The 22,930-nt window shown below is 72.6% G+C and carries 21 protein-coding genes; 19 read left to right on the top strand and 2 right to left on the bottom strand.

What is annotated here, in order from left to right; genetic code table 11:
- Positions 1-28: 28 nt before the first annotated feature.
- The 6 genes from ACFY60_RS01140 (at position 29) to ACFY60_RS01115 (ending at position 6,246) form a co-directional block, all read left to right on the top strand.
- Positions 29-1,027 carry an ABC transporter permease gene (locus ACFY60_RS01140; RefSeq protein WP_388607817.1) on the top strand — a complete coding sequence of 333 codons (999 nt, stop codon included), beginning with the start codon at positions 29-31 and terminating at the stop codon, positions 1,025-1,027.
- Positions 1,024-2,130 (top strand): ABC transporter ATP-binding protein, encoded by a 1,107-nt coding sequence (locus tag ACFY60_RS01135; RefSeq protein WP_388607820.1) that lies wholly within the window; start codon positions 1,024-1,026, stop codon positions 2,128-2,130. The genes ACFY60_RS01140 and ACFY60_RS01135 overlap by 4 nt, the downstream gene beginning before the upstream one ends.
- An 8-nt stretch (positions 2,131-2,138) precedes the next feature.
- Entirely contained in the window at positions 2,139-3,263 is a 1,125-nt protein-coding gene (locus tag ACFY60_RS01130) for an ABC transporter ATP-binding protein (RefSeq protein ID WP_388608173.1), read from the top strand.
- A gap of 124 nt (positions 3,264-3,387) precedes the next feature.
- A complete protein-coding gene (locus ACFY60_RS01125) occupies positions 3,388-4,068 on the top strand; it encodes a trimeric intracellular cation channel family protein (RefSeq protein ID WP_345285718.1) in 681 nt (226 codons plus the stop codon).
- Between the two features lie 23 nt (positions 4,069-4,091).
- Entirely contained in the window at positions 4,092-4,952 is an 861-nt protein-coding gene (locus ACFY60_RS01120; protein ID WP_388607822.1) for a thioesterase family protein, read from the top strand.
- 130 nt (positions 4,953-5,082) lie between these two features.
- Complete coding sequence (locus ACFY60_RS01115) at positions 5,083-6,246, top strand: cysteine desulfurase family protein (RefSeq protein WP_388607823.1); 1,164 nt, start codon at positions 5,083-5,085, stop codon at positions 6,244-6,246.
- Positions 6,247-6,299: 53 nt separating this feature from the next.
- Here ACFY60_RS01115 and ACFY60_RS01110 read toward each other — a convergent pair whose 3' ends face one another.
- A complete protein-coding gene (locus tag ACFY60_RS01110) occupies positions 6,300-6,992 on the bottom strand; it encodes an N-acetylmuramoyl-L-alanine amidase (RefSeq protein ID WP_388608175.1) in 693 nt (230 codons plus the stop codon).
- A 61-nt stretch (positions 6,993-7,053) separates the two neighbouring features.
- Between ACFY60_RS01110 and mnmA the strand changes: the two genes are divergently transcribed.
- Complete coding sequence (gene mnmA, locus ACFY60_RS01105; RefSeq protein ID WP_388607825.1) at positions 7,054-8,205, top strand: tRNA 2-thiouridine(34) synthase MnmA; 1,152 nt, start codon at positions 7,054-7,056, stop codon at positions 8,203-8,205.
- Between the two features lie 63 nt (positions 8,206-8,268).
- Here mnmA and ACFY60_RS01100 read toward each other — a convergent pair whose 3' ends face one another.
- Positions 8,269-9,057: an alpha/beta fold hydrolase gene (locus tag ACFY60_RS01100; RefSeq protein ID WP_388607826.1), complete on the bottom strand. Its 789-nt coding sequence runs from the start codon at positions 9,055-9,057 to the stop codon at positions 8,269-8,271.
- Between the two features lie 98 nt (positions 9,058-9,155).
- Between ACFY60_RS01100 and ACFY60_RS01095 the strand changes: the two genes are divergently transcribed.
- The 12 genes from ACFY60_RS01095 (at position 9,156) to gatB (ending at position 22,776) form a co-directional block, all read left to right on the top strand.
- A complete protein-coding gene (locus ACFY60_RS01095) occupies positions 9,156-9,689 on the top strand; it encodes a TIGR00730 family Rossman fold protein (protein ID WP_388607828.1) in 534 nt (177 codons plus the stop codon).
- Positions 9,690-9,872: 183 nt separating this feature from the next.
- The gene (locus ACFY60_RS01090) at positions 9,873-10,298 is read left to right on the top strand and encodes a hypothetical protein (RefSeq protein ID WP_388607830.1); all 426 of its coding nucleotides are present in this window, start codon (positions 9,873-9,875) and stop codon (positions 10,296-10,298) included.
- Entirely contained in the window at positions 10,295-12,133 is a 1,839-nt protein-coding gene (locus ACFY60_RS01085; RefSeq protein ID WP_388607832.1) for an alpha/beta hydrolase, read from the top strand. Before ACFY60_RS01090 ends, ACFY60_RS01085 begins: the two co-directional genes overlap by 4 nt.
- A 101-nt stretch (positions 12,134-12,234) precedes the next feature.
- Positions 12,235-12,705: a hypothetical protein gene (locus ACFY60_RS01080; RefSeq protein WP_388607833.1), complete on the top strand. Its 471-nt coding sequence runs from the start codon at positions 12,235-12,237 to the stop codon at positions 12,703-12,705.
- A 14-nt stretch (positions 12,706-12,719) separates the two neighbouring features.
- Positions 12,720-13,418 (top strand): SDR family oxidoreductase, encoded by a 699-nt coding sequence (locus ACFY60_RS01075; RefSeq protein ID WP_388607835.1) that lies wholly within the window; start codon positions 12,720-12,722, stop codon positions 13,416-13,418.
- Between the two features lie 2 nt (positions 13,419-13,420).
- The gene (locus ACFY60_RS01070) at positions 13,421-14,419 is read left to right on the top strand and encodes a methionine synthase (RefSeq protein ID WP_388607837.1); all 999 of its coding nucleotides are present in this window, start codon (positions 13,421-13,423) and stop codon (positions 14,417-14,419) included.
- 32 nt (positions 14,420-14,451) lie between these two features.
- Complete coding sequence (ligA, locus tag ACFY60_RS01065) at positions 14,452-16,629, top strand: NAD-dependent DNA ligase LigA (RefSeq protein ID WP_388607838.1); 2,178 nt, start codon at positions 14,452-14,454, stop codon at positions 16,627-16,629.
- Positions 16,630-16,944: 315 nt separating this feature from the next.
- On the top strand, positions 16,945-19,113 hold the full coding sequence (locus ACFY60_RS01060) for a putative bifunctional diguanylate cyclase/phosphodiesterase (protein ID WP_388607840.1): 2,169 nt from the start codon (positions 16,945-16,947) through the stop codon (positions 19,111-19,113).
- 98 nt (positions 19,114-19,211) lie between these two features.
- Entirely contained in the window at positions 19,212-19,508 is a 297-nt protein-coding gene (gene gatC, locus ACFY60_RS01055; protein ID WP_015036350.1) for an Asp-tRNA(Asn)/Glu-tRNA(Gln) amidotransferase subunit GatC, read from the top strand.
- A gap of 4 nt (positions 19,509-19,512) precedes the next feature.
- Complete coding sequence (gatA, locus tag ACFY60_RS01050) at positions 19,513-21,009, top strand: Asp-tRNA(Asn)/Glu-tRNA(Gln) amidotransferase subunit GatA (RefSeq protein WP_388607841.1); 1,497 nt, start codon at positions 19,513-19,515, stop codon at positions 21,007-21,009.
- Positions 21,010-21,014: 5 nt separating this feature from the next.
- Entirely contained in the window at positions 21,015-21,248 is a 234-nt protein-coding gene (locus ACFY60_RS01045; RefSeq protein ID WP_250765831.1) for a hypothetical protein, read from the top strand.
- A gap of 16 nt (positions 21,249-21,264) precedes the next feature.
- Positions 21,265-22,776, top strand: coding sequence for an Asp-tRNA(Asn)/Glu-tRNA(Gln) amidotransferase subunit GatB (gene gatB / locus ACFY60_RS01040; RefSeq protein WP_388607844.1), 1,512 nt, complete (start codon positions 21,265-21,267; stop codon positions 22,774-22,776).
- Positions 22,777-22,930: the final 154 nt, after the last annotated feature.

Here is a 22,930-nt window from a genome sequence, read left to right as displayed (position 1 = left end):
GGGCCCCGGCCACCGCCCGGCCGACCGCATGCTTGCATACATAGTCCGACGGCTCTTCGCCGTCGTCGTGATGCTGCTCGTCGTCACTCTCGTGACGCTCAGCATCTTCTTCCTCATCCCCAAGATGACCGGCAGCGACCCTGCCGCGATGTTCGTCGGCAAGCAGGCGGATCCGGCTTCCATCGAGGCCATCCGGCAGAAGCTGGGCCTGGACGAGCCGATCCTGGTGCAGTTCTGGCACTTCGTGTCCGGCATCTTCGTCGGCCGTGACTACACGGGCGGCGGCTCCACCATCCACTGCGCGGCCCCGTGCTTCGGCTACTCGTTCCGCACCGAGCAGGACGTGTGGACGATGATGGTCGACGCCTTCCCCGTCACCTTCTCCATGGTGCTGGGCGCCGCGGCGCTCTGGCTGGTCCTCGGCATCTCCGCGGGTGTGATCTCCGCGCTGAAGCGCGGCACGATCGTCGACCGCACGGCGATGATGACCGCCCTCGCCGGCGTCTCGCTGCCGATCTTCTTCACCGGCATGCTGGCGATGTTCGTCTTCCGCACCCAGCTCGGCTGGCTCAACGCCTCGTACGTGCCGATCACCGAGTCCTTCGGCGGCTGGTTCGGCGGCCTGATCCTGCCCTGGGTCACCCTCGCCTTCCTCTACGCGGCCATGTACGCGCGGCTCACCCGCGCCACCATGCTGGAGGTCCTCGGCGAGGACTACATCCGCACCGCCCGGGCCAAGGGCCTGACCGAGCCGGTCGTGCTCCGCAAGCACGCCATGCGCTCCACCATGACCCCCATCCTGACCATCTTCGGCATGGACCTCGGCGCCCTCGTCGGCGGCGCGATCCTGACCGAGACCACGTTCAACCTCCAGGGCCTCGGCTGGATGGCCATCAAGGGCGTGAGCGAGCGAGACCTGCCGCTGATCCTGGCCGTCACGCTCGTCACCGCGTCCTGTGTGGTCATCGCCAACCTCGTCGTGGACCTGCTGTACGCGGTGATCGACCCCCGAGTGAGGCTCGCATGACGGACAAGCTGACGAAGACCGGCGCGGCGGTCGGTGAGCCGGTCGCCACGGGGAAGTCCGCCCCCTCCGACGCCTTCCTCGACGTACGCGACCTGAAGATCCACTTCCCGACCGACGACGGCCTGGTCAAGTCCGTCGACGGCCTCACCTTCCAGCTGGAGAAGGGCAGGACCCTCGGCATCGTCGGCGAGTCCGGCTCCGGCAAGTCGGTCACCTCGCTCGGCATCATGGGCCTGCACACCGTCGGCCAGTACGGCCGGCAGAAGGCCCGCATCTCCGGCGAGATCTGGCTGAACGGGCGCGAGCTGCTCTCCGCGAACCCGGACGAGGTCCGCAGGATGCGCGGCCGCGAGATGGCCATGATCTTCCAGGACCCGCTGTCCGCGATGCACCCGTACTACACGGTCGGCAACCAGATCGTGGAGGCGTACCGCATCCACCACGACGTGGACAAGAAGACCGCCCGCAAGCGGGCCGTCGAACTCCTCGACCGGGTGGGCATCCCCGAGCCGGCCAAGCGGGTCGACAACTACCCGCACGAGTTCTCCGGCGGCATGCGCCAGCGCGCCATGATCGCCATGGCACTCGTCAACAACCCCGAGCTGCTCATCGCGGACGAGCCGACCACCGCGCTCGACGTGACCGTGCAGGCCCAGATCCTGGACCTGATGCGGGACCTGCAGAAGGAGTTCGGCTCCGCGGTCATCATCATCACCCACGACCTCGGCGTGGTCGCCGAGCTCGCCGACGACATCCTCGTGATGTACGGCGGGCGGTGCGTGGAGCGCGGTCCGGCCGAGTCCGTCTTCTACGAGCCGCAGCACCCCTACACCTGGGGCCTGCTCGGCTCGATGCCCCGCATCGACCGCGAGCAGACCGACCGGCTCATCCCGGTCAAGGGGAACCCGCCCAGCCTCATCAACGTCCCCAGCGGCTGCGCGTTCAACCCCCGCTGCCCGTACGCGGACGTCCCCAAGGGCGGCATCACGCGCACCCAGCGGCCCGAGCTGACCCTGGCGGGCGAGCGCCACTACTCCGCCTGTCACATGCCGCAGGAGGAGCGGACCCGTATCTGGACCGAAGAGATTGCGCCGAAGCTGTGAGCGACACTATGGAACCCCTGCTCAAGGTCACCGGCCTGAAGAAGCACTTCCCCATCCGGAAGGGCCTCCTCCAGCGCCAGACCGGTGCGGTCAAGGCGGTCGACGGCATCGACTTCGAGGTGCTGCCCGGTGAGACGCTCGGCGTCGTCGGCGAGTCCGGCTGCGGCAAGTCCACGATGGGCCGCCTGATCACGCGGCTGCTCGAACCGACCGACGGCACCGTCGAGTTCCAGGGCACGGACATCTCGCACCTCGGCATCGCGGGCATGCGCCCGATGCGCCGGGACATCCAGATGATCTTCCAGGACCCGTACGGCTCGCTGAACCCGCGCCACACGGTCGGCACGATCGTCTCCGCCCCCTTCAAGCTCCAGGGCGTCGAGCCCGAGGGCGGCCTGAAGAAGGAGGTCCAGCGCCTCCTCGGCCTGGTCGGCCTCAACCCCGAGCACTACAACCGCTACCCGCACGAGTTCTCCGGCGGCCAGCGCCAGCGCATCGGCATCGCCCGCGCGCTCGCCCTCAAGCCGAAGCTCGTGGTCGCGGACGAGCCCGTCTCCGCCCTGGACGTCTCCATCCAGGCGCAGGTGGTCAACCTCCTGGACGACCTCCAGCAGGAGCTCGGCCTCACCTACGTGATCATCGCGCACGACCTGTCGGTCATCCGGCACGTCTCCGACCGCATCGCGGTGATGTACCTCGGCAAGATCGTCGAGCTGGCGGACCGGAAGTCCCTGTACGAGTCGCCCATGCACCCGTACACGCGGGCCCTGATGTCGGCCGTCCCGATCCCGGACCCGCGCCGCCGGGGCGCCAAGAGCGAGCGGATCCTGCTGACCGGTGACGTCCCGTCCCCGATCGCCCCGCCACCGGGCTGCCGTTTCCACACCCGCTGCTGGAAGGCGACGGAGGTGTGCAGGACGCAGGAGCCCCCGCTCCTGGAGCTGCGCCCGGGGCAGCGGGTCGCCTGCCACCACCCGGAGAACGCGGAGGGCGTCACCGTCCCGGCGGCCCGCGAGTCGGTGGACGTCACGAGCACGAAGAAGCCGGAGGCGACGGAGCCGGCGGCGAAGGCCGGAGCGGAGCCGGAGGCCGCCGGCGGGCCGGCCGCGCAGGACGCCGCGCCCGGCGCCTGATCCGCGCCGCGACGCCCCTCCCGGCCGTGGGCCCGCGTCCCGCCCCTCCCGGCGGACGCCCGCCCACGGCCGGGCGCGGGGGAGCCCCGCCGCCCCGCGCCGGAGCGACCGGGACAATGGGGCGGTGCTCCACGACCTGTTCAGCCCCGATGTCCAGCACGCCCTGGACCTCGTCGGCATCTTCGTCTTCGCCATCTCCGGCGCCCTGCTCGCCGTCCGCAAGAACTTCGACGTCTTCGGCATCGCCGTCCTCGCCGAGGTCACCGCGCTCGGCGGCGGTCTCTTCCGCGACCTGATCATCGGCGCCGTACCGCCCGCGGCCTTCACCGATCTCGGCTACTTCCTCATGCCGCTGGTCGCGACGGCCCTCGTCTTCTTCCTCCATCCGGTGGTGGAGCGCACCCAGACCGCCGTGAACGTCTTCGACGCCGCCGGTCTCGGCCTCTTCTGCGTGACCGGGACGACCAAGGCGTACGACTACGGGCTCGGCCTCACCTCCTCCGCCGCGCTCGGCCTGGCCACCGCCGTCGGCGGCGGCGTCCTGCGGGACGTGCTCGCCAACGAGGTGCCCTCGCTGCTCCGCTGGGACCGCGACCTGTACGCGGTGCCGGCGATCGTCGGCGCCACGATGGTCGTCCTCTGCATCCGGTTCGACGCGCTCAACGCGTACACGAGCGGCGCCGCCGTCCTCACCGCCTTCGTCCTGCGGATCCTGGCCCTGCGCTACCACTGGCGCGCGCCCCGCGCCTGGAACCGCCGCTCGGCCGCCCGGGAGGAGGACGTACAGAAAGCTACCGCTCAGTAGTTTTCTGCTGTACGGTCTGCGGCATGAGCACGCGCACCGAGACGACCGCGGAGAACGTCGCCACGACGAGCGAGTTCGACCGCGACACCGCCGTCACCCGCCGGGAGCCGGGCGTCTACGACGCCGACCTCTCCGCCGGCTGGACGATCATCCACGCCGTCAACGGCGGATACCTCCTCGCCCTGCTCGGCCGCGCCCTCGGTGACCACCTCCCGCACCCCGACCCGTTCACGATCTCGGCGCACTACCTGACGCCGTCCGTGCCGGGCCCCGCGGTGATCAGGACCGAGACCGTCCGCACCGGCCGGACGCTCTCCACCGGCCAGGCCTCACTCCTCCAGTACGAGGAGGACGGCACCGAGGTCGAGCGCATCCGCGTCCTCGCCTCCTACGGCGACCTGGACGCCCTCCCCGACGACGTCCGCACCACCGCGACGCCGCCGGCTCTCGCGCCCCTCGACCAGTGCTTCGGCGCCTCCGACGGCCCCACCCCGCAGATCCCCGGCTCCTCCGCCATCACCGAGCGGCTCGACATCCGCCTCGACCCCGCCTGCGTCGGCTGGGCGATCGGCGCCCCCTCGGGCAAGGGCGAGATGCGCGCCTGGTTCGGCCTCGCCGACGGTCGCGAGCCCGACCCGCTCTCCCTGCTGCTCACGGTCGACGCCCTGCCGCCGACCTCCTTCGAGCTGGGCCTCAAGGGATGGACGCCCACCGTGGAACTCACCACCCACGTCCGCTGCCGCCCCGCGCCCGGCCCGCTCCGGGTCTCCATCACCACCCGCAACCTGGCCGGCGGCTTCCTGGAGGAGGACGCCGAGGTCTGGGACAGCGCCGACCGCCTGGTCGCCCAGTCCCGCCAGCTGGCCCGCGCGCCGAGGGGCTGAACGGGGCAGGCCCGGCGGGGCCCGGGTCCGGGCGCTGGAGGCTCCGAGCACCGCCCGGCCCCGCCCGCAGCCCGGTCCCGCCCGGTCCCCGGGCCGGACTCCCGTGGGGGACTCGTAGAATCGAGCCACCATGGCTTACCTGGACCACGCCGCGACCACGCCCATGCTCCCCGAGGCGATCGAGGCGATGACCGCCCACCTCGGCGTCACGGGCAACGCCTCCTCCCTCCACGCCGCCGGCCGCAGAGCCCGGCGGACCGTCGAGGAGGGGCGCGAGACGCTCGCCGCCGCGCTCGGCGCGCGCCCCAGCGAGGTGGTCCTCACCTCCGGCGGCACCGAGGCCGACAACCTCGCCGTCAAGGGCCTCTACTGGTCCCGCCGCGCCGCCGACCCGCGCCGCGTCCGGGTCCTCGCGAGCCCCGTCGAGCACCACGCGGTCCTCGACGCCGTCGACTGGCTCGCCGTCCACGAGGGCGCGACCGTCGAGTACCTGCCGGTGGACCACTACGGCCGGGTGCACCCCGAGGCCCTGCGCGAGGCCGTCGCCCGGGACCCCGGCTCCGTCGCCCTCGCCACCGTCATGTGGGCCAACAACGAGATCGGCACCGTCATGCCGGTCCGCGAACTCGCCGACGTGGCCAACGAGTTCGGCGTGCCGCTGCACGCCGACGCCGTCCAGGCGGTCGGCCAGGTCCCGGTCGACTTCGCCGCCTCCGGCCTCGCCGCGATGACCGTCTCCGGCCACAAGATCGGCGGCCCCTACGGGATCGGCGCCCTCCTCCTCGGCCGCGAGCACACCCCCGTACCCGTCCTGCACGGCGGCGGACAGGAACGGCACGTCCGCTCCGGCACCCTCGACGTGCCGGCCGTCGCCGCCTTCGCCGTCGCCGCCGGTCACGCCGCCGAGCACCGCGAGGAGTTCGCCCGCGAGGTCGGCGCCCTCCGCGACGCCCTCGTCGACGCCGTCCGGACCGCCGTCCCCGACGCCCTCCTCGGCGGCGACCCCGTCGACCGGCTCCCCGCCAACGCGCACTTCACCTTCCCCGGCTGCGAGGGCGACTCCCTGCTCCTCCTCCTCGACGCCGCCGGCATCGCCTGCTCCACCGGCTCCGCCTGCACCGCGGGCATCGCCCAGCCCAGCCACGTCCTGCTCGCCACCGGCACCGACCCCGACCTCGCCCGCGGCACCCTCCGCTTCACCCTCGGCCACACCTCCACGGAGGCGGACGTCGCGGCGGTCGCCGAGGCCATCGGCCCGGCCGTTGCCCGCGCCCGCACCGCCGGCCTCAGCTGACGGCGGCGCCGGGTTCCGGGCGGCGGCCCGGAGTCCCGGCCCGTACCGCCGGTTCAGCCGCGCGTCCCCCGTCCGGCGGCCCGGGCCGAGCCGCCGCCGTCCAGACGCGCGCGCTCCTTCGCCACCAGCTCCATGTACCGGTCCCAGTCCCAGTGCGGACCGGGATCGGTGTGGTCGGTGCCCTCCACCTCCACGTGCCCGATGATGTGCTCCCGGTCCACCGGTATCCCGTGCCGGGCGCAGATGTCGGCCGTCAGCCGCGCCGAGCCCGCGTACATCGCCGCCGTGAAGTCCTCCGGCCGGTCCACGAACCCCTCGTGCTCGATGCCGATGCTCCGCTCGTTCATGTCCCGGTTCCCGGCGTGGAAGGCCACGTCGAGCTCCCGCACCATCTGCGCCACGTGCCCGTCCTTGCGGACGACGTAATGCGTGGCCGCCCCGTGCAGCGGATCGCGGAAGACCTTCAGGGCGGTCGCGTAGCTGCCTTGCACGACGTGGATCACCACCCGGTCGACGGAGAAGTCGTCCGGCCGGTCGGCCCGCCGGGAGTTCGCCGCCGACGCCGCCCGCCACTCGGCCGGCTTGTGGTCCAGCTCGCCGTCGGTCCGCTCCTTCTCCATCCACGGCAGCCGCCACCAGGCCCGCGTCAGCTCCTCACGGGCCAGCGCCGCCGTGCCCAGCACGGCGACCCCGCCCCCGAGCAGCACGGCGCGCCGCCCCACGTTCTTCCCCGGCTCGCTCCCCATGACTGCCAGAACGCTCACGACCGCCACGCCGGTTCCCGGCGCCCCGTACCCTGGTAGGGCTATGACTCAGACCCCGCCCCAGAGCCCCCGCACCCGCCCTCTCCGGGTACTCGCCGCCATGTCCGGCGGAGTGGACTCCGCCGTCGCCGCCGCCCGCGCGGTCGAGGCGGGCCACGACGTGACCGGCGTGCACCTCGCGCTCTCCGCGAACCCGCAGTCCTTCCGCACCGGAGCGCGCGGCTGCTGCACGATCGAGGACTCCCGCGACGCGCGCCGGGCGGCCGACGTCATCGGCATCCCCTTCTACGTGTGGGACCTCGCCGAGCGGTTCCGCGAGGACGTCGTGGACGACTTCGTCGCGGAGTACGAGGCCGGCCGCACCCCCAACCCCTGCCTGCGCTGCAACGAGAAGATCAAGTTCGCGGCGCTGCTCGACAAGGCCCTCGCGCTCGGCTTCGACGCGGTCTGCACCGGCCACTACGCCACCGTCCTGGTCAACGAGGACGGCACGCGCGAGCTGCACCGGGCCTCCGACATGGCCAAGGACCAGTCGTACGTCCTCGGCGTCCTGGACGAGAAGCAGCTCGCCCACGCGATGTTCCCGCTCGGCGACACCCTCACCACCAAGGACGAGATCCGGGCGGAGGCCGAGCGGCGCGGGCTCGCCGTCGCCAAGAAGCCCGACAGCCACGACATCTGCTTCATCGCCGACGGCGACACCCAGGGCTTCCTCGCCACCCGCCTCGGCAGGGCCGAGGGCGACATCGTGGACGAGTCGGGGACGAAGGTGGGCACCCACGAGGGCGCGTACGGCTTCACCATCGGCCAGCGCAAGGGCCTGCGCATCGGGCACCCCGCGCCGGACGGCAAGCCCCGCTACGTCCTCGACATCTCGCCCGTGAACAACACCGTCACGGTCGGCCCCGCCGAGTCCCTCGACGTCACCGCCCTCACCGCGATCCGGCCCCGCTGGTGCGGCACCGTGCCCGAGGGCCCGGGCCGCTACACCGCCCAGCTCCGCGCCCACGGCGACGAGACACCCGTCTCGGCCACCCTGGAGGGCGGCGAACTGCGCGTCACCTTCGACGCGCCCGTCCGGGGCGTGGCCCCGGGCCAGGCGATCGTCCTCTACGACGGCACGCGCGTGGTCGGCTCGGCCACCATCGCGACCACCACCCGCCGTACCCCCGCCGCGGCCTCCGCCGAAGCCTGAGCCGCCGGGCCCGCCCCCCGGCGGGCCCGGCGCGATCCGCGGGACGGCACCGGAACCCCGCGCCTACGCCGCCTCCGCGCCCTCCGCCGCGAACTCCCGCAGGAACGCCGACAGGACCGGCGCCAGCACGTGCGGGGCGACCTCGTGGGTCTGGCCCGTCAGCGTCCGGTGCCGGGCCCGGGGGAGGGCCGCCGTGACGTCCCGGGCGGCGCGGCGGGCCGCGGCCGGGCTCGCGCCGCCGTCGATCACCAGCACGCGCGCGTGCACCGCCGGCACCGTCCCGTCGCCCATGACCGCGTCCTCGTACGCCAGGGTGTGCGCCACGGCCTCCAGGACCGGCCGCGGCTCCCCCCGTACGATCCCGTCCGCGAGGAACGCGTCGAGCGCCGCCGCCCGCCGCCCCCGCGCCAGCAGCGCCGCCGCCTCGCGCCGCCGGGCCGCCGCCTCCGCCGCGTACGGCGGCTCGTACATCGAGACCGCCCCCACCGGCACCCCGGCCGCCGCCGCGGCGAGCGCCAGCGCGCCCCCCGTGTCCGTCCCGTGCAGCGCCGCCCCCGGCCCGGCCGCCTCGACCACGGCCGCCAGGTCCTCGACCTCCCGCTCCACCGCGTACGGCGCGGTGTCGCCACTCGCGCCCCGCCCCCGCCGGTCGTACGTCACGACCGTCACGTCCCGTGCCAGCAGCCGGGCCAGCGGGCGCTCGCTCGCCGCCGTGCGCAGCGCCCCGCTCACCAGGACCACCGCGGGCCCGCGCCCGTCCCCTTCGCCGTACCGCTCGTACGCGATCCGTGTGCCGTCCCGTGACGTGACCCGCCCCCGGACCCTGCTCAGCGTGGTGTCCACCTCGTCCATGCCAGTGCAGACCGGACCCGTCACCGGAACTCATCGCCGCTCGCCGCACTTTCTTCGGAAATCCTGGAAACCGCTGGTCAGGGCCTACGGTGGAGGCCATGAACATCTGCGTCTTCCTCTCCGCCGCCACCCTGGACGAGCGCTACACCGCCCCCGCCCGCGAGTTCGCCCACCTCCTCGGCAAGGCCGGCCACACCCTCGTGTGGGGCGGCTCCGACACCGGTCTGATGAAGGTCGTCGCGGACGGCGTCCAGGAGGCGGGCGGCCGGCTCGTCGGCGTCTCGGTGGATTTCCTCGCCCACAAAGCCCGCACCGGCGCGGACCAGATGGTCGTCGCCCGCGACCTGGCCGAGCGCAAGGCGCTCCTCCTCGCCAAGTCCGACGCCGTCGTGATCATGGTCGGTGGCACCGGCACCCTGGACGAGGCCACCGAGATCCTGGAGCTGAAGAAGCACGGCAAGCACAACAAGCCGGTGGTGCTCCTCAACACCGAGGGCTTCTACGACGGCCTGAAGACGCAGTTCCGCCGCATGGAGGAGGAGGGCTTCCTCCCGGTCCCCCTCGCCGACCTCGTCCGCTTCGCCGACGACGGCCCGGAGGCCCTCGCCCACCTGGAGGCGGCGCTGACCTGAGCGACCCGACGCACCGTTCACGTGTGCGATGTGCGCACAGATGCTCTTGTGATGACGAGACCTTCCTGCTACATGATCGAGTGCTTTCCCGGCGGAGATCCACTTTCCAGTAGCAGAACTGCAAATCGTGTGCGTTAGCCTCGCGGAGCGCGAAAACGGAACAGGGACGCAGAGGGGGGCGCAGTGTCGTATTCGGAGCGCTGGCAGGAGGTGTTCGGGCCGCTCGACGGCGGGCCCGCCACGAGGCTCGCGTCGGCCGTCCCGGGGCCCCGCTCCGGAGGCGGGAACGGGACTCTCCGGCACAGCGGCGGCCCGTGGACCAGCGCCGCCGGAACCGCCGACGGCCTCCGCACCAGCACGGAGACGAGCCGTTCGGCGCTCCGCCCCGGCCATGAGGGCGTCACGCCGGGAGGTCTCACCTCCGTCGCGGCCCTGATGAGCGTGCTCACCTCCTGGGAGGAGCGTCTGCGAGCGGTGCGGGACGAGTGCGAGCAGCTCAAGGGGTCACTGCTCACCGTGGCCAAGGAGATGGGCGAGACCGAGAGCGCGATCGAGAGGTCCTTCCAGGGCGCCGGCGGCCCGGCCGGGAAGGCCGGGGACCGGCGATGACGGAGACCCTTACCTGGCAACTGCTCCGGGACCTCAAGACATCCGGGTTCACGGATGCCGGCGACACGTGGCACGCGGTGTCGAACCGCTCCGACTCCGACCGCGCCCGGGTCGAGCGGGCGATGTCCGCGAAACTCCGCGAGACCCAGGAGAGCGAGGCGGCGGAAGCGGCCCTCGGCAGACTCCGGCGCCTGAGCCGGAACTTCCAGTACCTGCACAGTGAATGCGGGCTCGTCCGCACCGCCCTCAACGGCCTCGCCGGCGACCTCACCGAGCCGCAGAACCAGCTGAGACAAGCCCTCGCCGACGCCGCCGCCCTGCACTTCACCGTCCACGACGACGGCTCCGTGAGCTATCCGGCCGCCGAGGTCGAGGACCTCACGGGTACGAAGCAGGAGACCCCGGGAAGCACCACGCGCGGCGACTCCCGCCTCCCTCTGGAACCGCCCGGCCTCGGCCCCGGCGGACAACCCTCCCTGCGTCCGGGGTACTCGGGTTTCGCTCCCCTCAACCCGAACGCGGCCAAGGCCCAGGACGTGGCCGACCGGATCGCCCGGGCCGTGCGCTCGGCGCGGGAGATCGACGCGCGGTACGCCAGGACCCTGCAAGGACTGCGGGCCGAGAAGGGCCTGGACGTCACCGAGGCCACGCTGAAGGACGTCTTCCGGGACACCGCCGACGTCCGCTCCACCGCCGGAATGCACCTCGGCGCAGGCGTACCGGAGGACAAGAGCCCCGCCGAACGCAAGAAGTGGTGGGACGGCCTGACGGACGAGCAGCGCCAGGAGTACCTGGAGGTGGCCCCGGACCTCGTCGGCAACCTGGACGGCATCCCCGCAGCGGCCCGCGACGAGGCGAACCGCAACTACCTGCCCGTCCTCATCGAGGACCTCTCCCGCAGGGGCGACGGTGACGCCGAGACGAAGCTCAACGCCCTCCGCATGCTCCAGGGCAAACTGAACGAGCCGAGCGACCCGCCGATGTTCCTGCTGGGAATCGGCGACGAGGGCAACGGGCGCGCGATCGTCTCGTACGGCAACCCGGACACGTCGAGGAACGTGTCGGCGTACGTGCCGGGCTTCCGCACCAAGCTGGACGGTGAATTCGTGAAGGACACGATGCAGCGCGCGCAGGACACGGCCCTCGGAGCCCAGGAGGTCGATCCGTCCAGCGCGTCGATCATCTGGCTCGGCTACGACGCGCCACAGCTCGCGGACGTGGCCACGACCGGTGACGCCGAGCGGGGCGGGCGCGCCTACAACCAGTTCATGGCGGGACTCGCGGAGACCAACGAGAACAAGGACCCTCATCTGACGGCCATCGGGCACTCGTACGGCTCGCTCACCGTGGGAACGGCTGCCAGGCAGTCGGGTGGCATTCCCGGCGTCGACGACATCGTCCTGGTCGGCAGCCCCGGTGTCGGAGTCGACAGGGCCGAGGATCTGGGAGTGGGCCGCGACCACGTCTTCGTCGGTTCCGCCGACAACGACCTGGTCACCAAGATGCCGTCGAACCAGCAGAGCGGGGCCGGTGTGGCCGGCGCCCTCGTCGGAGCACCCCTCGGTCCGGCCGGCATGATCGGCGGCGCGCTCATCGCATCCGACATCGCGGACCGGGGCGATGACGACCTGCGCTTCGGCAAGGACCCCGCGAGTGAGGCATTCGGGGGCCGTCGGTTCCTGGTCGACGACGGGCCCCGCCCGGTCCGCGACCTGGGCTTCATGGATGCTCATTCGCAGTACTTCACGCCGACCGTGGACGCGGCGTCCGCGGCCAACATCGCCAAGGTCGTCGGCGGAAAGCCGCACGAGATCACCACCGAGGAGCATCGATGAAGCGCCTGCGACAGGTTGCGCGGGTCCTAGTGCCGGTCGTCACGGCGGGTGTGGTTCTCGTGGGGTGCGGAAGGCAGGGCGACGAGGGAGGAGCGGCGGAGATGAACATGCAGGAGGCGGCGGACCGCGCGGACGCCATGCTGGACGCGACTCTGGGGGCGATCGAGCCCGAGGTCCAGTGGAACCACCGCACCCACACGGCGCGTGGCTGCGACGTGACCCGGCGCCGGGCGGTGACGACCATCATCTCGCAGGAGCGGCGGGGCAGCTTCCTGGGTGTCGTCGAGCGCTTCTGGAAGAAGAGCGGCTTCCGGATCACCTCGGTGAATCCGAGCCAGGAGATGCCCGCCCTGTTCGCCACGTCGCCCGACGGCTTTCAGCTGGCCCTGAAGATCGGGTACAAGGGGCAAGCGTTCTTCGACGTCATCACCCCCTGCGTGGAGCCCTCCGACGTCGCCGCGCCCACCTCCCCGCCCAACGGCCCCGCCCACCCCCCCGGCCGCATCCCCACCCCCCACGTCCGCTCCGACTTCTGGTCCGCCACCACCCCCGCCCCGTCCCCCTCCGGCTGACCGCAGGTGGGAGCATGGCTCCCATGGCTACACATGTGATCACCGGAGCCGGTTCCGGCATCGGCGCGGCCGTCGCGCGCCGCCTCCACGCGCGCGGGGACGAGCTCGTGCTGCACGCGCGGGACGCGGGGCGGGCCAAGGAGCTCGCCGCCGCGTTCCCCGGGGCCCGGACGCTCGTGGGGGACCTCGCCGTCCCGGACCGGCTGTCCTGGGCGTTCTCGCACCAGAGCCTGCCGGAACGGGTGGACGGCCTGCTGCACATCGCCGGGGTCGTCGACCTCGGGCCGGTCGGCGAGCTCACGCCGAAGACCTGGCACCACCAGCTCAACGTGAACCTGATCGCCCCCGCCGAGCTCACCCGGCACTTCCTGCCCCAACTGCGGGTCGCCCAGGGCCACGTCGTCTTCGTGAACTCGGGCGCCGGCCTCAACGCGCACGCCGAGTGGGGCGCGTACGCCGCCTCCAAGCACGGACTGAAGGCCCTCGCGGACGCGCTGCGCCACGAGGAGCACGGCAACGGCGTGCGGGTCACCTCCGTCTACCCGGGCCGCACCGCCAGCCCCATGCAGGCCAAGGTGCACCAGCAGGAGGGCAAGGAGTACGACCCGTCGCGGTGGATCGACCCCGAGTCGGTGGCGACGGCGATCCTCACCGCGCTCGACCTGCCGCGCGACGCGGAGATCAACGACCTCACCGTCCGTCCGGGGCGGTGACCGTGACCGAGACGACCCTGTGGGGCCCCGCCACCGGCGTCGGGTCCCTCCCCGGCGGTGACGCACGCGAGGCGGCGAAGACCGTCGCCGGCTCCTTCGAGGACTTCCCCTTCCTGGCCGAACTGCCCGCCCGCGGGCCCGGCGCCGACATGATCGGCCGGACCCTCGGGCTGCTCGTCGAGCTGTACGCGCACGTGGAGCCGAGCGGCTGGCGGGTCAGCGACCGGCCCGGCCGGGACACCCGGCGCGCCCGCTCCTGGCTCGGTGAGGACCTCGACGCCCTGGAGGAGTTCACCCAGGGGTACGAAGGCCCCCTGAAGGTCCAGGCCGTCGGCCCGTGGACGCTCGCCGCCGCCCTGGAGCTGCGCGGCGGCGAGGCCGCCCTCGGCGACCCGGGCGCCTGCCGCGACCTGGCCGCCTCCCTCGCCGAGGGGCTGCGCGCGCACCTCGCGGAGGTCACCCGGCGCGTCCCCGGCGCCCGGATCGTGCTCCAGCTCGACGAGCCCTCGCTCACCGCCGTGCTGCGCGGGCAGGTCCGTACCGCCAGCGGCTACCGCACCTACCGGGCCGTCGACCGGCAGGTCGTGGAGAGCGCCCTGCGCGACATCGTCGCCGTCCACGACGGGCCGGTGGCCGTCCACTCCTGCGCCCCCGACGTCCCCTTCGCGCTGCTGCGCCGGTCCGGCGCGGCCGCCGTCTCGTTCGACTTCGGACTCCTCACCGAGCGTGACGAGGAGGCGATCGGGGAGGCGGTGGAGGCCGGGACGAAGCTCCTCGCCGGTGTGGTGCCGTCCACCGACGGCCCGTTGTCGGACCCGGGCGGTAGCGTCATGGGTGTCAGGACGCTGTGGCGCAGGCTGGGGCTGAATCCGGGGACTCTCGCCGAGTCCGTGGTCGTCACGCCCACGTGCGGGCTGGCGGGCGCCTCGCCCGCGTACGCCCGGGCGGCGCTCGCCCACTGCGTCCGGGCGGCGAGATCACTCGCGGACAACCCAGAGTGACCGGGTTCTGAGGTACGGGAGGACGGACGAAGGTGGCAGTCGAACAGGGGGCCCCCGCGGAGGCGCGGGAGAAGCACGCCGAGCTGGCCGAGCAGATCGAGGAGCACCGCTTCCGGTACTACGTGAAGGACCAGCCGGTCATCAGCGACGGCGAGTTCGACCGGCTCCTGCGCTCCCTGGAGGCGCTGGAGGAGGAGTACCCGGAGCTGCGCACGCCCGACTCGCCGACCCAGAAGGTCGCCGGGCAGTACGAGACGGAGTTCACCGCCGTCGAGCACCGGGAGCGCATGCTCTCCCTGGACAACGCCTTCGACGACGCGGAGCTCGCCACCTGGGCCGAGCGCGTCGCCCGGGACGTCGGCACCCCCGACTTCCACTACCTGTGCGAACTGAAGGTCGACGGCCTCGCGGTCAACCTCACCTACGAGCACGGCCGGCTGACCCGGGCCGCGACCCGCGGCGACGGCCGCACCGGCGAGGACATCACGCCCAACGTCCGGACCATCGCCGACGTCCCGGACCGCCTCCGCGGCGAGAACGTCCCCGCCCTGGTCGAGATCCGGGGCGAGGTCTACTTCCCGATGGAGGCCTTCGAGGGGCTCAACGCCCGCCTGGTGGAGGCGGGCGAGAAGCCCTTCGCCAACCCGCGGAACGCGGCGGCCGGTTCGCTGCGCCAGAAGGACCCCAAGGTCACCGCCTCCCGCCCGCTCCACATGGTGGTGCACGGCATCGGCGCCCGCGAGGGCTTCGACATCTCCCGGCTCTCCGAGGCGTACGGGCTGCTGCGCGGGTGGGGCCTGCCCACCGCCCGGCACAACGAGGTGGTCGGCTCACTCGACGAGGTGCGGGCGTTCATCACCCGCTTCGGCGAGAACCGGCACTCCGTGGAGCACGAGATCGACGGGGTCGTCGTCAAGCTGGACGAGATCCCGCTCCAGGGCCGGCTGGGCTCCACGGCGCGCGCCCCGCGCTGGGCCATCGCCTGGAAGTACGCCCCGGAGGAGGTCAACACCAAGCTGATCGACATCAAGGTCGGCGTCGGCCGGACCGGGCGCGTCACGCCGTACGCGCAGGTCGAGCCGGTGACGGTGGCCGGTTCCGAGGTCGAGTTCGCCACCCTCCACAACCAGGAGGTGGTGAAGGCCAAGGGCGTGCTGATCGGGGACACGGTCGTGCTGCGCAAGGCCGGTGACGTCATCCCGGAGATCCTCGGCCCGGTGGCCGACCTGCGGGACGGCAGCGAGCGGGAGTTCGTCATGCCGGCGGAGTGCCCCGAGTGCGGCACCCCGCTGCAGCCGATGAAGGAGGGCGACATCGACCTCCGCTGCCCCAACGCCCGCACCTGCCCCGCCCAGCTGCGTGAACGTCTCTTCTACCTCGCCGGGCGCCAGTGCCTGGACATCGAGAACTTCGGCGCGGTGGCCGCCGCCGCGCTGACCCGGCCCCTGGAGCCGGCCGAGCCGCCGCTCGCCGACGAGGGCGACCTCTTCGACCTCACCATCGAGCAGCTGCTGCCGATCAGGGCCTATGTCCTCGATCCGGACAGCGGACTGCCCAAGCGGGACCCGAAGACCGGCGAGGAGAAGATCGTCCACGTCTTCGCCAACCAGAAGGGCGAGCCGAAGAAGAACGCCCTCGCCATGCTGCGGAACATCGAGGAGGCCAAGACCCGTCCGCTGGCCCGCTTCCTCAACGGTCTCTCGATCCGGCACGTGGGCCCGGTCGCCGCCGAGGCGCTGGCCCGGGAGTTCCGTTCCCTGGAGCGGATCGAGCAGGCGAGCGAGGCGGAACTCGCGGCGACCGACGGCGTAGGTGACATTATCGCGGCCGCGGTGAAGCAGTGGTTCGCCGAGGATTGGCACCGCGAGATCGTGCGCAAGTGGCGGGCGGCGGGCGTGAGCTTCGAGGACGAGGGCGCGGGAGAGGACCTCGGGCCCCGGCCGCTGGACGGGCTCACGGTCGTGGTCACCGGCACCCTCCAGGACTTCACCAGGGATGGCGCAAAAGAGTCGCTCCAAGCCCTCGGAGCCAAGGTTTCCGGTTCCGTTTCCAAGAAGACCGCCTTCGTGGTCGTCGGGGAGAACCCGGGTTCCAAGTACGACAAGGCGATGCAGCTGAAGGTTCCGGTTCTGGACGAGGACGGCTTCAGAATCCTGCTCGAACAGGGGCCCGAAGCCGCTCGGGAGGCCGCCGTCCCGGTCGCCGGCTGACCGTCCGCGGACACCCCCTCGCCGCCCCCGAGGCTCACCCGTTCGGCGCATACCAGATCGTTACGGGTGGCCGGCTCGCATTCGGGCAAGACATGGAGAGCGCTGCCCGTCGCGCCCTCGGCGGCCTAGTGTGGAGACCGTGCGTCCTGTTCCGCACGGCCGAGCGAGGGCTCTGCCCGGTGCGGCGCCAGGACACCGGCCCCGTGGCACCAGGAGCGGCCGCCCCGCGGCCGCTCCCGCCACGGACGACGACACACGGCCGCCTCCGCGGCCCATCGCACACCGACGGCACCGCCGCCTGTGAGAGGGACGGGAATGGAACCGACCGAGAGCGCCGCCCCGGTCGCACGGCCGCGTCGCCGTGTGGCCCCCGCCGGCTTCGTCCCCGGCCTGCCCACCGCCGTGGTGGGCACCGCGGCCGCCGTGCTCGTCACCGGCCTCCAGTGGGCCCTGAGCACCGGCCGCGGACTCTTCCCCGGCGGCGCGACCGGCTGGTCCTTCGCCGTCCTCACCGGCCTCATCGTCGGCCACCTGGTCGCCCTCGGCCGGGACCGCTGGTGGGGCGGCACCGGGTCCGGCGCCGCCCTCACCCTCGCCGTCCTGCTGCTGTACGGCTGGGTGCCCGCCGGGCTCGTCTCGCTCACGGTCGTCGTCCTGGTCGGCGCGGCCCGCCGCCACCGCTGGCGCCAGGGCCTCCTGCACGGCGCCGCCGACATCCTCGGCGTCGGCGCCGCCGCCCTGGTCCTCGCGCTCTTCGGAGACGTACCGACGGTCGAACAGCCCTGGCAGCCCCTCGACTGGGGGATCGCGGACGTACCGGAAGTGGCGCTCGCCGCCGCCGTCTACCTGGTCGCGACCCGGCTCCTGCTGTGGTACACGCTCTCGCCCCCCGGCCGCGGCCTGCCCACCGTCGCCCGCACCGCCCTGCTGCGCCAGGGCCTCGTGGCCGTCGCCCTCCTCGGCATCACCCCCCTCATCTGCGTCGTCGCCGCCTCCCGGCCGATCCTGCTGCCCCTCTTCGCCGTCCCCCTCATCGCCCTGGACTCCACCCTCTGGATCGCCCGCGCCCGCGCCGAGGAGCAGCTGCGCGACCCGCTCACCGGCCTCCCCAACCGCCAGTGGCTCCTGGAGCGCACCTGGGCGGCCCTGGAGGAGGCCGAGGGCCAGGGCGTCCGGGCCGCCCTCGTCCTCATCGACCTCGACCGCTTCCGCTCGGTCAACGACACCCTCGGCCACCTCGCGGGCGACCGGCTCCTCCTCCAGATCGCCGAACGGCTCCGCCTCGCCCTGCCCCGCGGCGCCGAGGCCGCCCGCCTCGGCGGCGACGAGTTCGCCGTCCTGCTCCCCGCCGCCGACTCCACCACCAGCGCCCAGCGCGTCGCCCGCCATCTCGTCGCCGAACTCTCCTCCCCGCTCGACCTCGACGGCCTCACCCTCGTCCTGGAGGCCAGCGCCGGCGTCGCCGTCTTCCCCGAGCACGCCCTCGACGCCGAGGGCCTGCTCCGCCGCGCCGACGTCGCCATGTACCAGGCCAAGCGCGACCGCACCGGCGTCGAGGTCTACGAGTCCAAGCGCGACTCCAACACCCCCGACCGGCTCGGCCTCCTCGGTGACCTCCGCCGCGCCCTGGACGCCGGCGAGGTCGAACTCCACTACCAGCCCAAGGTCCGCTTCGACGGCCAGGTCGCCGGTCTGGAGGCCCTCGTCCGCTGGGTCCACCCCGAGCGCGGGAAGGTTCCTCCGGACGAGTTCATCGCCATCGCCGAGTCCTCCGGCCTGATGCCGCACCTGACCGAGTACGTCCTGGAGACCGCCCTGGCCCAGGTCGCCCGCTGGCGCGCCCAGGGCCTGAACGTCCCGGTCGCCGTCAACGTCTCGCCGCGCGACGTCCACACCCCCGGCTTCGCGGGCGCCGTCGCCGCCCGCCTCGCCCGCCACGGCGTCCCGGCCGGCGCCCTCCAGCTGGAGATAACCGAGCACGTCCTCCTGGAGGACCCGCAGAAGGCCGCCGACACCCTCAACGGGCTCACCGGCCACGGCGTCAAGATGTCCCTGGACGACTTCGGCACGGGCTACTCCTCCCTCGTGCACCTGCGTCGGCTGCCCGTCAGCGAACTGAAGATCGACCGTTCCTTCGTGGCCCGGCTCGCCGTGGACACCGAGGACGCCGAGATCGTGCGCTGCACCGTCGACCTCGCCCACTCCCTCGGCCTGCTCGTCGTCGCGGAGGGCGTGGAGGACGACGAGACCTGGGAACGGCTGCGCGACCTGGGCTGCGACGCCGTGCAGGGCTGGCTGGTCGCCGCCGCCATGCCGCCCGGCGAGGCCACCGCCTGGCTGCTGGCCCGGGGCGAGCACGGCTGGCGCCGCCCCGCCGACATCGCCGCCGCGGCCGCCGCCGAGCTCGGCCGGGCCACCGCCGTGACGCTCGACCCGGCCCCCGCCGCCGAGCTCGACCCGGCCCCCGGCCAGGTCGTGCAGTAGCCGCCCCGGCCGCCCCCGGGGCAAACCGTTTCACGGGCAGAGGTGCGGGCCCCATAGGATTGGGTCAACACCATCACACTCACCCCGTGAGGATCCGCATGCCTGGCATCACGCGCGAGGAGGTCGCCCACCTCGCACGGCTGGCGCGTCTGGAGCTGAAGGGCGAAGAACTCGATCACTTCGCCGGCCAGCTCGACGACATCATCGGCGCGGTCGCCCGCGTCTCCGAGGTCGCCGACCAAGACGTACCGCCGACCTCCCACCCGCTGCCGCTGACGAATGTCATGCGCGCGGACGAGGTTCGTCCGTCGCTCACCCCCGAGCAGGCGCTCTCCGGCGCCCCGGCCCAGGAGCAGCAGCGTTTCAAGGTGCCGCAGATCCTGGGGGAGGACTAAGACCATGACGGACAGCATCATCAAGCTCACGGCCGCCGAGATCGCCGCGAAGATCGCCTCCGGCGAACTGACGGCCGTCGAGGTCACCGAGGCGCACCTGGCCCGCATCGAGGCCGTCGACGAGAAGGTCCACGCCTTCCTGCACGTCGACCGTGAGGGCGCCCTCGCGCAGGCCCGCGCCGTCGACGAGAAGCGCGCCCGGGGCGAGAAGCTGGGCCCGCTCGCCGGTGTGCCGCTGGCGCTGAAGGACATCTTCACGACCGTCGGCGTGCCGACGACCGTCGGCTCGAAGATCCTCGAGGGCTGGATCCCGCCGTACGACGCGACCCTGGTCAAGAAGCTGAAGGCCGCCGACGTCGTCATCCTCGGCAAGACCAACATGGACGAGTTCGCGATGGGCTCCTCCACGGAGAACAGCGCCTACGGCCCGACCGGCAACCCGTGGGACCTGACCCGCATCCCCGGTGGCTCCGGCGGCGGTTCCTCGGCCGCCCTCGCCGCGTACGAGGCGCCCCTCGCGATCGGCACCGACACCGGCGGTTCCATCCGCCAGCCCGCCGCCGTCACCGGCACCGTGGGCGTCAAGCCGACCTACGGCGGCGTCTCCCGCTACGGCATGGTGGCCTTCTCCTCCTCCCTCGACCAGGGCGGCCCCTGCGCCCGTACGGTCCTGGACGCGGCCCTGCTGCACGAGGCCATCGCCGGCCACGACCCGCTCGACTCGACCTCCATCGACCTCCCGGTCCCGCCGGTCGTCGAGGCGGCGCGGAACGGCTCGGTCGCCGGCATGCGCGTGGGCGTCGTCAAGCAGTTCCGGGGCGAGCACTACCAGGCCGGCGTGATGCAGCGCTTCGACGAGTCCGTCGCGCTGCTGAAGGAGCTGGGCGCCGAGATCGTCGAGCTGGACTGCCCGACCTTCGACCTGGCCCTCTCCGCGTACTACCTGATCGCGCCCTCGGAGTGCTCCTCCAACCTGGCCCGCTTCGACGCCATGCGCTACGGCCTGCGGGTCGGCGACGACGGCACGCGCTCGGCCGAGGAGGTCACCGCCCTCACCCGTGAGGCCGGCTTCGGCGACGAGGTCAAGCGCCGCGTCATCCTCGGCACGTACGCGCTGAGCTCCGGCTACTACGACGCGTACTACGGTTCGGCCCAGAAGGTCCGCACCCTCATCACGCGCGAGTTCGAGCAGGCCTTCGAGCAGGTGGACGTCATCGTCTCCCCGACGACCCCCACCACCGCCTTCCCGATCGGCGAGCGCGCCGACGACCCGATGGCGATGTACCTCGCGGACCTGTGCACTATCCCGACCAACCTGGCCGGCAACGCCGCCATGTCGCTGCCCTGCGGCCTCGCGCCGGAGGACGGCCTCCCGGTCGGCCTGCAGATCATCGCCCCCGCCATGAAGGACGACCGCCTCTACAAGGTCGGTGCGGCCGTCGAGGCCGCGTTCGTGGAAAGGTGGGGCCACCCGCTGCTCGAGGAGGCTCCCGCACTGTGAACGCCATGGCCAAGAAGGCGAAGAACTTCAAGAAGTCGAAGACCGGCGTCTACGTGTCGCTGGCCAGCACCGCCTTCGGCGCGGTCAGCGTCGCCAAGCAGGCGAAGCTGGCCCGCAGCGACGGCGACATGCTGCGCCTGGTCGACGCCGCCGTGTCCGCCGCCGCCATCGTCACCGGCCTCGCGATCCTGTACCGCGAGCTGAAGCGCCTCGGCGACGACGACGTCCTGCTGGGCTGAGAGGGAAAGTTCCACCGTGACTGTCACTGAACTGCTGTCGTACGAAGCGGCACTCGCCGAGTACGACCCCGTCATGGGCCTGGAGGTCCATGTCGAGCTCGGCACGAAGACGAAGATGTTCTGCGGCTGCTCGACCGAGCTGGGCCAGGACGCCAACACGCAGACCTGCCCGACCTGCCTCGGCCTGCCCGGCTCGCTGCCGGTGGTCAACGCGGTCGGCGTCGAGTCCGCCATCAAGATCGGTCTCGCGCTGAACTGCGAGATCGCCGAGTGGTGCCGCTTCGCCCGGAAGAACTACTTCTATCCGGACATGCCGAAGAACTTCCAGACCTCCCAGTACGACGAGCCGATCGCCTTCAACGGCTACCTGGACGTCCAGCTGGAGGACGGCGAGATCTTCCGCGTGGAGATCGAGCGCGCCCACATGGAGGAGGACACCGGCAAGTCCACCCACATCGGTGGCGCGACCGGCCGCATCCACGGCGCCTCGCACTCGCTGCTCGACTACAACCGGGCCGGCATCCCGCTCATCGAGATCGTCACCAAGCCCATCGAGGGCGCGGGCGAGCGGGCCCCCGAGGTCGCCAAGGCGTACGTCGCCGAGCTGCGCGAGCTGATCCGCGCCCTCGGCGTCTCCGAGGCGCGCATGGACAAGGGCCAGATGCGCTGCGACGTGAACCTGTCGCTGCGCCCCCACGGCCGCGAGACCTTCGGCACCCGCTCGGAGACGAAGAACGTCAACTCGCTCCGTTCGGTGGAGCGGGCCGCCCGTTTCGAGATCCAGCGCCACGCGGCCGTCCTGGCCTCCGGCGGGACGATCGTGCAGGAGACCCGCCACTTCCACGAGGACGACGGCACCACCACCGCCGGCCGCATCAAGGACAACGCCGAGGACTACCGGTACTTCCCGGAGCCGGACCTGGTCCCCGTCGCCCCGTCCCGTGAGTGGGTCGAGGAGCTGCGCAAGGGCCTTCCGGAGCTGCCGCGGGTGCGCCGCAACCGGCTGCGCGAGGAGTGGGGCGTCTCCGAGGTCGAGATGCAGGCCATCCTCAACGCGGGCGCGGTCGACCCGATCGTCGCCACGGTCGAGGCGGGCGCGGACGCGGCCTCGGCCCGCAAGTGGTGGATGGGTGAACTCGCCCGCAACGCCAACGAGAAGGGCGTCTCCCTGGAGGAGCTGCCCATCACCCCGGCCGACGTGGCCCGGGTCTCGGCGCTCGTCGCGGACGGTTCGCTCAACGACAAGCTGGCCCGCCAGGTCATCGAGGGCGTCCTCGCCGGCGAGGGCGCCCCGGACGAGGTCGTCGAGAAGCGCGGTCTGAAGGTCGTCTCGGACGACGGCGCGCTCGGCGCGGCGGTCGACGAGGCCATCGCGGGCAACGCGGCCATCGCCGACAAGATCCGCGGCGGCAAGGTCGCGGCGGTCGGCGCCCTGGTCGGCGCGGTCATGAAGGCCACGCGCGGCCAGGCGGACGCGGCGAAGGTCAAGGACCTGATCCTGGAGAAGCTGGGCGTCAGCGAGGGCTGATCCCGTTCTCGTACGCGTGACAGGGGCGGGCCCCCCCCCGGCCGGCCGGGGGGGGGCGCCCCGGGTGGTAATGGGGGGGGCGACCGGGCCGGGGGCGGCGGGGGGGGTGTGGGGTGGGGGGGGGTGGCGGCCGGGGAGACCTGATGAGCAGATG

Origin of the sequence: Streptomyces sp. NPDC012827 (assembly GCF_042900905.1) — a bacterium.
In the GTDB taxonomy this organism is placed as follows: Bacteria; Actinomycetota; Actinomycetes; order Streptomycetales; family Streptomycetaceae; genus Streptomyces; species Streptomyces gulbargensis.
This window is presented reverse-complemented; position numbering and strand designations above follow the sequence as displayed.

Bases quoted from the DNA above. Each gene is read 5' to 3' on its own strand.
- ACFY60_RS01140 (WP_388607817.1), top strand. From the start codon at position 29: ATGCTTGCATACATAGTCCGACGGCTCTTCGCCGTCGTCGTGATGCTG.
- ACFY60_RS01135 (WP_388607820.1), top strand. From the start codon at position 1,024: ATGACGGACAAGCTGACGAAGACCGGCGCGGCGGTCGGTGAGCCGGTC.
- ACFY60_RS01130 (WP_388608173.1), top strand. From the start codon at position 2,139: ATGGAACCCCTGCTCAAGGTCACCGGCCTGAAGAAGCACTTCCCCATC.
- ACFY60_RS01120 (WP_388607822.1), top strand. From the start codon at position 4,092: ATGAGCACGCGCACCGAGACGACCGCGGAGAACGTCGCCACGACGAGC.
- ACFY60_RS01115 (WP_388607823.1), top strand. From the start codon at position 5,083: ATGGCTTACCTGGACCACGCCGCGACCACGCCCATGCTCCCCGAGGCG.
- ACFY60_RS01110 (WP_388608175.1), bottom strand. From the start codon at position 6,992: ATGGGGAGCGAGCCGGGGAAGAACGTGGGGCGGCGCGCCGTGCTGCTC.
- mnmA (WP_388607825.1), top strand. From the start codon at position 7,054: ATGACTCAGACCCCGCCCCAGAGCCCCCGCACCCGCCCTCTCCGGGTA.
- ACFY60_RS01100 (WP_388607826.1), bottom strand. From the start codon at position 9,057: ATGGACGAGGTGGACACCACGCTGAGCAGGGTCCGGGGGCGGGTCACG.
- ACFY60_RS01095 (WP_388607828.1), top strand. From the start codon at position 9,156: ATGAACATCTGCGTCTTCCTCTCCGCCGCCACCCTGGACGAGCGCTAC.
- ACFY60_RS01085 (WP_388607832.1), top strand. From the start codon at position 10,295: ATGACGGAGACCCTTACCTGGCAACTGCTCCGGGACCTCAAGACATCC.
- ACFY60_RS01080 (WP_388607833.1), top strand. From the start codon at position 12,235: ATGAACATGCAGGAGGCGGCGGACCGCGCGGACGCCATGCTGGACGCG.
- ACFY60_RS01075 (WP_388607835.1), top strand. From the start codon at position 12,720: ATGGCTCCCATGGCTACACATGTGATCACCGGAGCCGGTTCCGGCATC.
- ACFY60_RS01060 (WP_388607840.1), top strand. From the start codon at position 16,945: ATGGAACCGACCGAGAGCGCCGCCCCGGTCGCACGGCCGCGTCGCCGT.
- gatC (WP_015036350.1), top strand. From the start codon at position 19,212: ATGCCTGGCATCACGCGCGAGGAGGTCGCCCACCTCGCACGGCTGGCG.
- gatA (WP_388607841.1), top strand. From the start codon at position 19,513: ATGACGGACAGCATCATCAAGCTCACGGCCGCCGAGATCGCCGCGAAG.
- ACFY60_RS01045 (WP_250765831.1), top strand. From the start codon at position 21,015: ATGGCCAAGAAGGCGAAGAACTTCAAGAAGTCGAAGACCGGCGTCTAC.